This is a genomic window from Citrobacter sp. Cb028, assembly GCF_030336705.1.
Classification (GTDB): Bacteria; Pseudomonadota; Gammaproteobacteria; order Enterobacterales; family Enterobacteriaceae; genus Citrobacter; species Citrobacter braakii.
Window position 1 is genome coordinate 1,178,189 of record NZ_JAOWCZ010000034.1, and the last position, 12,447, is coordinate 1,190,635.

The following is a 12,447-nucleotide window of genomic DNA, read 5'->3' on the forward strand; positions in this document are numbered from 1 at the left end:
AGAACAATATTGCATCCGCGTTATTTTACGACCGTCGCCATGTTTAGTTGCTGCTTTGTCGCGATACGGCTGCGATAGCCAATAAACAATGCTAACAGGAAGCCTACCGCGGCTATGCCGGTATCAAACCACATGATGTGAGCAATGCTGGTCTGCGAGAGTCTTGCCGTTATCAGTGGGATGGTGAAGGTCGCAATGCTGCCCGCGCTGTAGTAAATCCCGGTGGCTTTGCCCTTCGCATCGGGAAAGCGTGCGGCCATCAGCGTTAAACCGATTTGTACAACGCCTCCGGCTGAAGAGAAACCGATGACAAACGCGAAGACGATCACCATGTAGATCGACGGATGCAGGCAGACCATCAGCAATGCGATAAATGAGATAAAGGTGTACAGCATTAACAGAGAAGTTGCGCGCCCCGTCTTTCGTGCCAGTGGCGCGGTGATCAACACACACAGTAGAGAACCGCAGGTGTAAATGCTTAACAGCTTGATCGATAAAGTGTAGGACATCCCGGCGACAAACTGTCCGTATTGTGCTAACCACTGGCTTATCAGATAAAATGTCGCCATGGCGATGTAGCCGTACAGAGTGTAACTGGCGAGATCGAGAAGAGAACAACGATGTTCAGATTGTATGCTTTTCTGTTCAACGGGTAATGCCTTGAGGGGGGCTTGATGCCCAGGATGGGCCGGGAATCGACAGCGAAACAAAAATACGCCATTGATTAGCATTACCGCGGCCGCCACAAGGAAGGACCAGCCAAACCAAAGTTCTGCCCACACCAGCAGACTGATAATCATCGGCAGCAGAAACTGACCGATGGAAACAAACGCTTTAATTAAGATATTAGCCGTGCCGGGAGAGCGGGGAAACGCCTCCATCAGGCTGGGGTAAGTTCCGGCGTCAAGAAAACTGTTTGCCATTCCGGCTAAAAATCCAAAAGTATAGGCAATATAAATGCTGTGAGTATTGATGATGCCTACAAAGAACAGCAGGTAGCAGACCATACCGAAAATAATAAACGGTCTGCGGCCATAGCGATCGGAAAGCATGCCCGCCACCAATAACACGCTTAAACGGCCAATGCCGAGTGAGGAAATAACAATTGAGACGCCTGCGGCATCGGTGTGCCACTGTTGTTCCAGTGAAGACATATTGAGGCTCATCAGAATGACCCCCATGCCGTGTACCAGGTAATTAAAGTACAGCCCTATCGCAGTGGAGAAATAGGTGTTTTTCATAATATGTTACTCAGCGAAAAGGCTAAATGAGTGTGGCGCTGCGGTCTCTTAACACAAACGCTCAAGGTCGTGGGCATACAGTTCAACAGCGGCCGATTGATAGATTTTCCAGTCGAGAAAATCATCGTGCTGATAAACCGCCTGAAAAGAGATCAGATCGGGAAAGAAACGCATGGTGTTATTACCGATACGGTTATTTATTTTTTCGATAATGGCGTTAATTCTTAACTTTCGTCTGGCTTTCATTTCTGCACAAATGCGCGTGATGTCTTCCGGGATTTCCCTTTCGCCATTCTCCCATTGTTGCCAGGCGGCAACATTGTGATTCCGCGAGATATACATAGCGCTTTCTTCTACCGTCATAGCAAAAATATGGCGGATAGCCTGGAGTTCTAATGCGTTCATTATTTGATCACCTCATAAAAGACGGTGGAATAGTAATAACATTGCTGTGGATATTTCGGCTTGAAGAGAGTCACAGTATCTTGTGCAATATTATTTGTTTATCAACGGGGAAGAGCGGAGCTGTGGTGCGGTAAGGTTGGTGGCGAGGCGCGCCAAGGACAAAAAAAAGCCCATCGTGGGAGATGGGCAAAGACTACACACAGCAATTCGTTGTTTCACTCAGGGGATTTCCATGCTTATAAATCAATGTGTTGATCTAAAGCCATGGGCTAATAGTAGGCATACTGATTTTTTACGTCGATCAGATTCATCTCAATAGTTTAAAAACTGTAAATAATTTGCGAAGCAAATGAGTATTTAAAGAAGGATAACGTTGGGTCTTATTCAGTAAGCGGGCGGAATTGATTAGTATTGTTAAACAATCAGGCGGCGGTGCCGCCTGACGAGGGATTGGGATTACTTATTGCGTTCGATTTCAGCAATTTCTTCGAGGATTTCGTCGGGATCGCTACCTGGCGCAGGGGCTTCGTTTACCCAGGCGGAGAACAGACGCCAGGACACGGCCAGTACCACCGGGCCGATAAACAGACCAATCATGCCGAAGGCAATCAGTCCGCCGATGACCCCTGAGAGAATCAGGATCAGTGGCAAATCGGCCCCCATGCGAATCAGCATCGGGCGAATAACGTTATCCAGCGTTCCGACCACGCCGCTCCACACCAGCAGCACCGTGCCCCAGGTTGAATCGCCCGTCCAGTACAGCCAGATAATGGCCGGGACCAGCACCGGCAATGGTCCCAGTTGCACCAGACAAGACAGGATCATCAATACCGCCAGCAGCGTGGCGTACGGCACGCCGGTTACCGCCAGACCAATGCCACCGAGCACTGCCTGCACCAGCGCGGTGACCACAACGCCTAATGCGACGGCGCGAATGGCTTGTGCTGCCAGCAGAATGGCGGCATCGCCACGTTTGGATGCCAGGCGACAAGCGAAGTGGCGAATACCTAACGCCACCTGTTCACCGCGCCAGTACAGCAGGGCGCTGAACAGCAGCATCAGACCACAGTGCATCATAAAGCGGCCAAGATGTGCAGCCTGGCCAACAAACCAGGTCGTCGTTGTGCCGATATAAGGACGAACCTTGGCCATGATGGCCGCGCCGCCCATATCCAGCAGACTGTGCCACGCGGCATACAATTTTGCGCCGACCAACGGAATACTGTTCAGCCACGCCAGATCCGGCAGGGTCATATCGCCTGCGGTTACGGCATGGATCAATGGCCCGCTGCCATCAACAATGCTATTGACCAGTAGCGCGATAGGAATGATGAACAACAGCACCAGCAGCAGGGTCATCACCAGCACAGCCAGCGAGCGACGGCCCCAGAGCAATTTTTGTAAGCGTAGCAGGATCGGCCAGGTCGCAATGACCACCGTCCCCGCCCATGCAAAACCGAGGATAAAGGGCTGAACAATCCAAAGACAGGCCACAATCATGACGGCTAAAAACAGCGCCGATAGCAGCACTTGTGCAATATCCTTGGGCTGGCGGAAATTTACCATAAATACTTTTCACCTTTGTCTTTGCGCCAGAACGTTGACGCGACGTGAACACTTAAATGACACCCTGTAATGATGAGCAATTTCAGCGGTTTTTAACAGGCGGATTCTGCCTGTAAATCTGCTGAGCGTATTAGAAAAAAATGTGATACAACAAACAAAGCAACACGCAAACGATTAAATTCACAACACAGACCGCAGGAAAGGGTCACTATAATGATTCCACAAATTTCTCAGGCGCCAGGTGTCGTTCAACTGGTGCTCAATTTTTTGCAGGCACTGGAGCAGCAAGGATTTACGGGCGATACGGCAACGAGCTATGCCGATCGTCTGACAATGTCGACGGATAACAGTATTTATCAGCTGCTTCCTGATGCTGTCGTATTCCCTCGTTCAACCGCAGATGTGGCGCTCATCGCTCGTCTGGCGGCGGAACCTCTTTTCTCTTCGTTGATTTTTACCCCACGCGGCGGCGGCACCGGGACCAACGGTCAGGCGCTGAATCAGGGCATTATTGTTGATATGTCCCGCTATATGAGCCGCATCATTGAAATCAATGCGCAGGAAGGTTGGGTGCGGGTCGAAGCCGGGGTGATAAAAGACCAGCTCAACCAGTTTCTGAAGCCTTACGGCTATTTCTTTGCCCCCGAGTTATCCACCAGTAACCGGGCAACGCTGGGTGGGATGATCAATACCGACGCATCCGGACAAGGCTCGTTGGTTTACGGTAAAACCTCCGATCACGTGCTGGGTATCCGCGCGGTGCTGATGGGCGGCGATATTCTTGATACCCAGCCAATGCCGGTCGAACTTGCCCAAACGCTGGGTAATAGCAACACCACTATTGGCCGCATTTACAAGACGGTTTATGAGCGTTGCCGCGACAACCGACAGCTGATCATTGATAAATTCCCGAAACTTAATCGCTTCCTGACCGGTTACGATCTGCGGCACGTCTTTAACGATGAGATGACCGAATTTGATTTAACCCGCATTCTTACCGGCTCTGAAGGTACGCTGGCGTTTATCACCGAAGCCCGTCTGGATATCACGCCGCTACCCAAAGTCAGACAACTGGTTAACGTTAAGTACGACTCTTTCGACTCGGCATTGCGTAATGCCCCGGTGATGGTGGAAGCGCGCGCGCTGTCGGTAGAAACCGTCGACTCCAAAGTGCTTAACCTGGCACGGGAAGATATTGTCTGGCACTCGGTAAGTGAATTGATTACCGATGTGGCGGATAAAGAGATGCTGGGTCTGAATATTGTGGAGTTTGCCGGTGACGATGAAGCATTGATTGATTCGCAGGTCAGCGCACTGTGCGAACGGCTGGATGGCTTAATTGCGCGTCAGGAAGCGGGTGTTATAGGCTGGCAGCTATGTACCGAGCTGGCAGGCGTCGAGCGCATTTACGCGATGCGTAAAAAAGCTGTCGGTCTGCTGGGGAATGCGAAAGGGGCCGCGAAGCCGATTCCGTTTGCTGAAGATACCTGCGTTCCGCCGGAACATCTGGCTGACTATATTGCCGAGTTCCGCGCGCTGCTCGATAGCCACGGCCTGAGTTACGGCATGTTTGGTCACGTAGATGCAGGCGTGCTGCACGTCAGACCGGCGCTGGATATGTGCGACCCGCAGCAGGAAGTGCTGATGAAACGCATTTCTGACGATGTTGTCGCGCTGACGGCAAAATATGGCGGTCTGCTGTGGGGCGAGCACGGGAAAGGTTTTCGTGCAGAATATAGCCCGGCGTTCTTCGGTGAGGAATTGTATCGCGAACTGCGTAAAGTGAAATCGGTGTTTGATCCGCAAAACCGGCTCAATCCGGGCAAAATCTGTCCACCGGAGGATGTTGATGCGCCGATGATGAAAGTGGACGCGGTGAAGCGCGGAACGTATGACCGTCAGATCCCGCTGGCCGTACGCCAGGAGTGGCGTGGGGCGATGGAGTGTAACGGCAACGGGTTATGCTTTAACTTTGATGCGAAAAGCCCGATGTGTCCGTCGATGAAAATCAGCCTCAACCGTATCCATTCACCGAAAGGGCGAGCTACGCTGGTGCGTGAATGGCTGCGTCTGTTGGCAGATCGCGGGATTGACCCGCTACAGCTGGAAAAAGAGCTACCGGAAAAACGTGCCAGTTTACGTACGCTGATTGCCCGTACCCGCAACAGCTGGCATGCGCGCAAGGGCGAATACGATTTCTCGCACGAAGTGAAAGAGGCAATGTCGGGTTGTCTGGCGTGTAAAGCCTGTTCCACACAGTGTCCGATTAAAATCGATGTGCCGGAGTTCCGCTCACGCTTCCTGCAGTTGTATCACACGCGTTATCTGCGGCCGTTGCGCGATCACATGGTGGCGACCGTTGAGAGCTATGCGCCGTTAATGGCGCGGGCGCCCAACACGTTTAACTTCTTCATCAACCAGCCGCTGGTGCGTAATCTGGCTAAAAAGCACATCGGCATGGTCGACTTACCGCTGCTGTCTGCGCCGTCGCTTCAACGTCAGTTAGTTGGCCATCGTTCCGCTAATATGACGCTGGAACAGCTCGAATTACTCAGCCTTGAGCAAAAAGCCCGTACGGTGCTGGTGGTGCAGGATCCGTTCACCAGCTATTACGATGCACAGGTGGTGGCTGATTTTATACGTCTGGTTGAAAAGCTGGGTTTGCAGCCGGTACTGCTGCCGTTCTCGCCAAACGGCAAGGCTCAGCATATTAAGGGCTTTTTAAACCGTTTTGCTAAAACCGCAAAGAAAACATCTGAGTTTCTCAATCGGGTGGCGAAGCTGAATATTCCGATGGTGGGTGTCGATCCGGCGCTGGTGCTTTGCTATCGCGATGAATACAAACTGGCGCTCGGGGAACAGCGGGGCGATTTCCATGTGTTACTCGCCAACGAATGGTTATCGACAGTTGTGGAGTCACAGCAGTCAGTCGCTGTGGGCGGTGAACCGTGGTACTTCTTTGGACACTGTACCGAAGTGACGGCCCTGCCGGGCGCGCCTGCTCAGTGGGCGGCTATTTTTGCCCGCTTTGGCGCAAAGCTGGAGAACATCAGCGTAGGGTGCTGTGGCATGGCGGGCACCTATGGCCACGAAGTGAAGAATCATCAGAACTCACTGGGGATCTATGAGCTATCATGGCACCAGGCAATGCAACGATTGCCGCGTAACCGTTGTCTGGCTACCGGATACTCCTGTCGCAGTCAGGTTAAACGCGTTGAAGGCACGGGCGTTCGCCATCCATTACAGGCACTGCTGGAGATTATAGGATGATCTGGAAACGTGAAGTCACACTCGAAGCGCTCAACGCCATGGGTGAAGGAAATATGGTTGGGCTGCTTGATATTCGTTTTGTGCACATTGGCGATGACACGCTGGAAGCCACAATGCCGGTAGACCACCGTACTAAACAACCATTTGGTTTGCTGCACGGCGGCGCGTCCGTAGTGCTGGCTGAGAGCATTGGTTCGGTGGCTGGCTACCTGTGTACTCAGGGTGAGCAGAAAGTGGTGGGCCTGGAGGTCAACGCCAACCATATTCGCTCGGCGCGGGAAGGGCGCGTCAGAGGGGTATGTCGCGCGGTGCATACTGGCTCTCGTCATCAGGTATGGCAAATCGAAATCTTCGATGAGCAGGGACGATTGTGCTGCACGTCGCGTCTGACGACAGCAATTTTGTGATGCATATTGCTTTTGGTCATTATCTGCACAGGGAATGGTGTTATACTGTGCAGGTTTTGAACACAAGCGAGGATGATATGTCTACCCAATTAGACCCGGCCCAACTGGCAATGGAGTTTTTACGTCGTGATAAAACCGATCTTTCACCAGCTCAGTACCTGAAAAGACTGAAACAGTTAGAGCTGGAGTTCGCGGATTTATTGACGCTTTCTTCGACTGAACTAAAAGAAGAGATCTATTTTGCCTGGCGCATGGGCGTTCATTGATTCCGGTATGCTTATCGTAATGAAACCCCGACACGCGTTCGGGGTTATTTTTTGCGTTAAATCTCAATCACCACTTCATCTCACCAGTATTAACCTTCGCACTTAGCTCCAGAGAACTTGCGTCTGCAAGACCTGGCCATGTCGCGGTAATGGTTTTAATCACATAATCCGAACCTTTCTTCGCCCCTAACGCCTGCTCAAACGATTGCAGATAGTCCTGTGTGAAGCGAATCGCTTTATCGCCCGCAGGGCGTTCGCCGATGTAATGCCCCGGGACCACCTGGGTGGGTTGTAACTTCTGCATTTCGCTCAGTACGCTACGCCACGCGCTACGCTGTTCTGCAGATTGCGTATCCGCCGTCCAGACGTGTATACCAGACGCCACTCCGGTACCGCCAATAATGGCACGGTTCGCCGGGATCCAGACGTAGGCTGCATAATCATTAGGGTGGCGCAGTTCCAGCGCTTCACCATCAACTGTGAAATACGTTTGCGTTGTCGCTTGCGGAACAGTGAGCGATGTTGGTGCGCCATCCTTCATTTGCGGACCCCAGAATTGCAGTTTGGCCTCTTTGGTGGCACGGATATGGTCTACTACGTGCGGTGTTGCCAGGACTTTTACCTGTGGGAAGGCTTTGACGATAGGCTGCAGTCCGAAATAGAAATCCGGATCGCCGGAGGTGATCACGATGGCCTTCAGCGTTTTACCGCTGGCGCGAATCATCTGCACCAGCTGTTCACCATCTTTAGTACTGAACTGTGCGTCAAACAATATTGCTTCTTTCGGTCCTGAAACCAGCGTTGAAGAGACCGGGAAAATAGCCTTGTCCTGTGGATTGTAGACGTCCAGCTGTAGCGTCGCGGCAAAGGCTGAAGAGGCGAACAGAGGTAACAGCAGGGCCAGCGTTTTAACTTTCATGCCAGGTATCCTTGTGCAGGAAATTGTCTTTTGATAGTTCCTGTATTTTAAGGAAATTCGGATCTGTTAGAATTCCCTTATTAGGACATGCTGAGTTTCATAAAACGATCGGATGGGATGCAATGGACAGAGTGATGGCGGCAACGGTATTCAACCATATCTGTGATTTGGGCAGTCTGAGCGCCGCCGCGCGTGCGCTGGGGCTTTCCCGTCCGATGGTCAGTCGTTACCTCGACGAGATGGAAAAATGGGCGGGTGCAAGGCTTATCCATCGCTCGTCGCGCCGTCTGACGATCACGCCAGCGGGTGAAGAGGCATTAGTGAAAACGCGTTCTCTGGCGCAGCTTTCGCTGGATATTGGTGCCGCCAGCGCCGCGCAAATTCCTTCTGGCACGCTACGCGTGGCCTGTGCGCATTTTACAGCTATGCATATTTTAGCGCCGGTACTGCCCGCGTTTCTGACGAAGTATCCGCAACTGCGTATCGAGGTGGAGATCAATAATCAACCGGTAAGCCTCGTGGGAGAACGCATTGATGTGGCGATCCGTATAACGGAAAACCCTGAACCTGGAACTATCGCCCGTCGCCTTGGCGACTGTAAATCGGTACTGTGCGCGTCTGTAGAGTACCTGCATCAACATGGCACTCCTGAGACTATCGACGACCTTACGCGGCATAATTGTCTCTACTACAGCGGGTTTGCCGGAAAATCCTGGCACTTTCTGGATGCCCAGGGACGGGCTGCCGCTGTTGCGATTAAAGGCAATTTGAGCGCCGGGATCTCTTCGTTGCTCTGTGAGTCGGCGTTGGCGGGAACGGGCATTGCGCTGGTGCCGGAACTGGAGGCGCGGGAAGGGCTGGCACAGGGAAAACTGGTTAGACTCTTGCCCGAGCTTCAACCAAAAAGCCTGCCAATTTATGGTTTATATCTTTCGCGGGAGCATCAGCCTGCAGGACTGCGCCTGTTGCTGGACGCGCTCAGTGAAAAACAGCGCCTAATAATTGATTGAATACGCTTATAAAATAGTCAAATCGCAATTTGTGTTAAACAAAACATATCCGGAAGTGAGATTATTCTTATCGCCCCTTCAAGAGCTAAGCCATCGTGAGTGCCGGAGATAAGCGCCGGATGGGGCCGGAACCCTTAAGCCTGCCAGCAAGCAGCCTTAAGGGTTTTTTGTTGTCTTCACGTAGTGCCCGAACGGGATTGTACCTACTTGCCGTGAGTCTGCAGACCGATGTTGTCAAAAAATAGCCGTGGTGACATTTAAGTTTAAAGAATCATAACCGCTTTATATCGCACAGAGAATGCAGAACAGACCCTTTGGTAAATCATTACTGTGTGCGCTGTTCTGGTCACCGTGAAACGTTAACCGGGTTTAAATAATGGTAGAGAATCTTGTTTTCAATTATAAAAATCAGACACCGATTCACTATCGATTCAAACCGGCCTCCAGAGATTGTCGGCATTTGTTGATTGTCATGTCTGGATTTAATATCCCGGATGCTACCATCTATGATTTTGTCATGCTTGACCATTGCCATTCTGCAATTCTATGGATTAAAGATGATTTTGGCGGTCTGCCAGCTTATTACTTGTGTAATAAAATGAATTTCGATATTGAGCAGGGAGTTAGTCTACTCATGCAGGGGGTGATTGATTTTGTAAAACCCTCTAACACGACTATTCTTGGTGCTTCCAAAGGCGGGTCGATGTCGATGTATTACGGCATTAAGCACAACATTCGGAACATCATTACAGCAGTCCCCCAGTTTTACATCGGTAGCTATGTTGCAAAAGGATATTGGACGCACGTCGGACAAGAGATGATGGGCACCATCTCGCCAGCGAATATTAATAAGCTGGATAATATGCTGCAGGATGTTATCTACAGAGATAAACATAAAACTGCGAATATCTATCTTTTCACCTCACCAAATGATAAGCAGTTTCCTGTTGAGATTGCGCCAAATTTAGCACTGTTGCAGGAATATAATCATTTCAATCTTGTGGAAACCAGTTCATCCTTTGCAACCGAACATAATCAAATAACACGATATAACTTAAATGTTATTTTATCCATCATCTATCAGCTTGAAAATAATATAACCCCTGCCTACGGGCGAGTGAAAAATGGCAATGGGTGGTTAGCCAGTCGTTAACTTTTGTCCGTTCACCGCTCTGCGAATCTCATCTCTGATAACTCCTTGGTTAGGTATAGCCTGACAGAGGAAGTTACCCCTTCTATCACAGAAATAGTCATTTTCTATACATCTTTTGATTATCGACCTGTCTCGCCGATTGAAATTACTTAATCCATTATTAATCAATACATTGAACAAAAAAATCCATCCCTGTTAACCCACGCAGCAGGGTCTATGCTTAGTAAAAGGGGTCAAAAAGGGCGATTAACCCGAATGCCCCTGCTGTTGAGGGGTTGAAGTGATAATCATTATCACTAACATGTTGTTATAGCTTGAAAGCTAGTGACTCGAGGTAACCCTATGGAATTGCATTCAGGAACATTTAACCCGGACGATTTTGCCTGGCGAGGTCTGACGTTAACGCCAGCGGCTGCGGCGCACATCCGCGAGCTGATGGCAAAGCAACCCGACATGTTAGGCGTGCGTTTAGGCGTGAAGCAAACGGGATGCGCGGGATTTGGCTACGTGCTGGACACCGTTCGCCAGGCTGAAAAAGACGATCTGCTGTTTGAAACGGAGGGGGCCAGACTTTATGTACCGTTACAGGCGATGCCGTTCATCGACGGCACAGAAGTCGATTTCGTGCGCGAAGGATTAAATCAGCTATTTAAATTTCATAACCCGAAAGCCCAGAACGAATGCGGCTGTGGCGAAAGTTTTGGGGTATAGGCGGTACTATGTCTCGTAATACTGAAGCAACTGACGATGTCAACACCTGGGCTGGCGGGCACCTTAATTACAAAGAGGGCTTCTTCACCCATCTACAAACCGATGAGCTGGCGAAAGGGATCAACGAAGATGTCGTGCGCGCGATTTCGGCAAAACGTAATGAACCCGACTGGATGCTGGAATTTCGCCTGAATGCCTTTAAAGCGTGGCTGACCATGGAAGAGCCGCACTGGCTAAAAGCGCATTACGATAAGCTGAACTACCAGGAGTACAGTTATTACTCCGCGCCGTCCTGCGGTAATTGCGATGAAACCTGCGCGTCTGAGCCGGGCGCGGTGCAGCAAACGGGGGCGAATGCGTTTTTAAGTAAAGAAGTTGAGGACGCATTTGAGCAGCTTGGCGTGCCGGTCCGCGAAGGCAAAGAGGTGGCGGTTGATGCCATTTTTGACTCGGTGTCGGTGGCGACAACTTATCGCGATAAACTGGCGGAAAAGGGCATTATTTTCTGTTCGTTTGGTGAGGCGATTCACGATCACCCTGAGCTGGTAAAACAATATCTGGGTACGGTTGTCCCGGGTAATGACAATTTCTTTGCGGCGCTGAATGCGGCGGTGGCCTCCGACGGCACGTTTATTTATGTCCCGAAAGGTGTACGTTGCCCAATGGAACTGTCGACCTATTTCCGTATAAATGCGGAAAAAACCGGTCAGTTTGAACGCACCATTCTGGTTGCGGATGAGGGCAGTTACGTCAGCTATATCGAAGGCTGTTCAGCCCCGGTACGCGATAGCTACCAACTGCATGCCGCGGTGGTGGAAGTCATTATCCACAAAGATGCCGAAGTGAAATACTCGACGGTACAAAACTGGTTCCCTGGTGATGGTAACACCGGCGGCATTTTGAACTTCGTCACCAAGCGCGCTCTGTGCGAAGGCGAAAACAGCAAAATGTCGTGGACGCAGTCGGAAACCGGCTCGGCCATTACCTGGAAATACCCAAGCTGTATTCTGCGCGGCGACAACTCTATCGGCGAATTCTACTCCGTCGCGCTGACCAGTGGTTATCAGCAGGCCGATACCGGCACCAAGATGATCCACATCGGCAAGAACACCAAATCGACCATTATCTCGAAAGGGATCTCCGCGGGACACAGTCAAAACAGCTATCGCGGCTTAGTGAAGATCATGCCGACCGCAACCAACGCCCGCAACTATACCCAATGCGACTCGATGCTGATTGGCGCGGATTGTGGAGCGCACACCTTCCCGTATGTGGAGTGTCGTAACAACAGCGCCCAGCTTGAGCATGAAGCTACGACCTCGCGCATTGGTGAAGACCAGCTGTTTTACTGTTTGCAGCGCGGCATCAGCGAAGAGGATGCCATTTCGATGATCGTTAATGGTTTCTGTAAAGACGTGTTCTCTGAACTGCCGCTGGAATTTGCCGTTGAAGCGCAAAAACTTCTCGCCATAAGTCTTGAACACAGCGTCGGTTAAAAT

The 12,447-nt window shown here is 50.9% G+C and carries 11 protein-coding genes and 1 other RNA gene; 7 read left to right on the plus strand and 5 right to left on the minus strand.

What is annotated here, in order from left to right:
- Positions 1 to 20: 20 nt before the first annotated feature.
- The 4 genes from OGV75_RS15305 to ydiK form a co-directional block, all read right to left on the minus strand.
- The gene (locus tag OGV75_RS15305; protein WP_286480857.1) at positions 21 to 1,241 is read right to left on the minus strand and encodes an MFS transporter; all 1,221 of its coding nucleotides are present in this window, start codon (positions 1,239 to 1,241) and stop codon (positions 21 to 23) included.
- 48 nt (positions 1,242 to 1,289) lie between these two features.
- Complete coding sequence (locus tag OGV75_RS15310) at positions 1,290 to 1,646, minus strand: YdiL family protein (protein WP_286480858.1); 357 nt, start codon at positions 1,644 to 1,646, stop codon at positions 1,290 to 1,292.
- 158 nt (positions 1,647 to 1,804) lie between these two features.
- An RNA gene (rprA, locus tag OGV75_RS15315) (antisense sRNA RprA) lies at positions 1,805 to 1,912 on the minus strand.
- Positions 1,913 to 2,102: 190 nt separating this feature from the next.
- Positions 2,103 to 3,212: an AI-2E family transporter YdiK gene (gene ydiK / locus OGV75_RS15320; protein ID WP_016156362.1), complete on the minus strand. Its 1,110-nt coding sequence runs from the start codon at positions 3,210 to 3,212 to the stop codon at positions 2,103 to 2,105.
- Between the two features lie 213 nt (positions 3,213 to 3,425).
- Between ydiK and ydiJ the strand changes: the two genes are divergently transcribed.
- The 3 genes from ydiJ (at position 3,426) to OGV75_RS15335 (ending at position 7,155) form a co-directional block, all read left to right on the plus strand.
- Positions 3,426 to 6,482: a D-2-hydroxyglutarate dehydrogenase YdiJ gene (gene ydiJ, locus OGV75_RS15325; RefSeq protein ID WP_286480860.1), complete on the plus strand. Its 3,057-nt coding sequence runs from the start codon at positions 3,426 to 3,428 to the stop codon at positions 6,480 to 6,482.
- Positions 6,479 to 6,889, plus strand: a complete 411-nt coding sequence (gene menI, locus OGV75_RS15330; protein WP_016152900.1) for a 1,4-dihydroxy-2-naphthoyl-CoA hydrolase — start codon at positions 6,479 to 6,481, stop codon at positions 6,887 to 6,889. The genes ydiJ and menI overlap by 4 nt, the downstream gene beginning before the upstream one ends.
- A gap of 77 nt (positions 6,890 to 6,966) precedes the next feature.
- A complete protein-coding gene (locus OGV75_RS15335) occupies positions 6,967 to 7,155 on the plus strand; it encodes a YdiH family protein (RefSeq protein WP_286480861.1) in 189 nt (62 codons plus the stop codon).
- A gap of 67 nt (positions 7,156 to 7,222) precedes the next feature.
- Here OGV75_RS15335 and OGV75_RS15340 read toward each other — a convergent pair whose 3' ends face one another.
- On the minus strand, positions 7,223 to 8,074 hold the full coding sequence (locus OGV75_RS15340) for a Vmh family MBL fold metallo-hydrolase (RefSeq protein ID WP_286480862.1): 852 nt from the start codon (positions 8,072 to 8,074) through the stop codon (positions 7,223 to 7,225).
- A 122-nt stretch (positions 8,075 to 8,196) separates the two neighbouring features.
- Between OGV75_RS15340 and OGV75_RS15345 the strand changes: the two genes are divergently transcribed.
- From OGV75_RS15345 to sufB, 4 genes are all read left to right on the plus strand, one after another.
- A complete protein-coding gene (locus OGV75_RS15345) occupies positions 8,197 to 9,084 on the plus strand; it encodes a LysR family transcriptional regulator (protein WP_115190640.1) in 888 nt (295 codons plus the stop codon).
- Positions 9,085 to 9,460: 376 nt separating this feature from the next.
- The gene (locus OGV75_RS15350; protein WP_284201865.1) at positions 9,461 to 10,237 is read left to right on the plus strand and encodes a hypothetical protein; all 777 of its coding nucleotides are present in this window, start codon (positions 9,461 to 9,463) and stop codon (positions 10,235 to 10,237) included.
- 342 nt (positions 10,238 to 10,579) lie between these two features.
- Positions 10,580 to 10,948: a Fe-S cluster assembly scaffold SufA gene (sufA, locus tag OGV75_RS15355; protein WP_286480864.1), complete on the plus strand. Its 369-nt coding sequence runs from the start codon at positions 10,580 to 10,582 to the stop codon at positions 10,946 to 10,948.
- Positions 10,949 to 10,956: 8 nt separating this feature from the next.
- Positions 10,957 to 12,444, plus strand: a complete 1,488-nt coding sequence (sufB, locus tag OGV75_RS15360) for a Fe-S cluster assembly protein SufB (protein ID WP_286480865.1) — start codon at positions 10,957 to 10,959, stop codon at positions 12,442 to 12,444.
- Positions 12,445 to 12,447: the final 3 nt, after the last annotated feature.

Excerpts from the sequence above, each read along its gene's own strand:
- OGV75_RS15305 (WP_286480857.1), bottom strand. The coding sequence starts at position 1,241 with ATGAAAAACACCTATTTCTCCACTGCGATAGGGCTGTACTTTAATTAC.
- OGV75_RS15310 (WP_286480858.1), bottom strand. The coding sequence starts at position 1,646 with ATGAACGCATTAGAACTCCAGGCTATCCGCCATATTTTTGCTATGACG.
- ydiK (WP_016156362.1), bottom strand. The coding sequence starts at position 3,212 with ATGGTAAATTTCCGCCAGCCCAAGGATATTGCACAAGTGCTGCTATCG.
- ydiJ (WP_286480860.1), top strand. The coding sequence starts at position 3,426 with ATGATTCCACAAATTTCTCAGGCGCCAGGTGTCGTTCAACTGGTGCTC.
- menI (WP_016152900.1), top strand. The coding sequence starts at position 6,479 with ATGATCTGGAAACGTGAAGTCACACTCGAAGCGCTCAACGCCATGGGT.
- OGV75_RS15335 (WP_286480861.1), top strand. The coding sequence starts at position 6,967 with ATGTCTACCCAATTAGACCCGGCCCAACTGGCAATGGAGTTTTTACGT.
- OGV75_RS15340 (WP_286480862.1), bottom strand. The coding sequence starts at position 8,074 with ATGAAAGTTAAAACGCTGGCCCTGCTGTTACCTCTGTTCGCCTCTTCA.
- OGV75_RS15345 (WP_115190640.1), top strand. The coding sequence starts at position 8,197 with ATGGACAGAGTGATGGCGGCAACGGTATTCAACCATATCTGTGATTTG.
- OGV75_RS15350 (WP_284201865.1), top strand. The coding sequence starts at position 9,461 with ATGGTAGAGAATCTTGTTTTCAATTATAAAAATCAGACACCGATTCAC.
- sufA (WP_286480864.1), top strand. The coding sequence starts at position 10,580 with ATGGAATTGCATTCAGGAACATTTAACCCGGACGATTTTGCCTGGCGA.
- sufB (WP_286480865.1), top strand. The coding sequence starts at position 10,957 with ATGTCTCGTAATACTGAAGCAACTGACGATGTCAACACCTGGGCTGGC.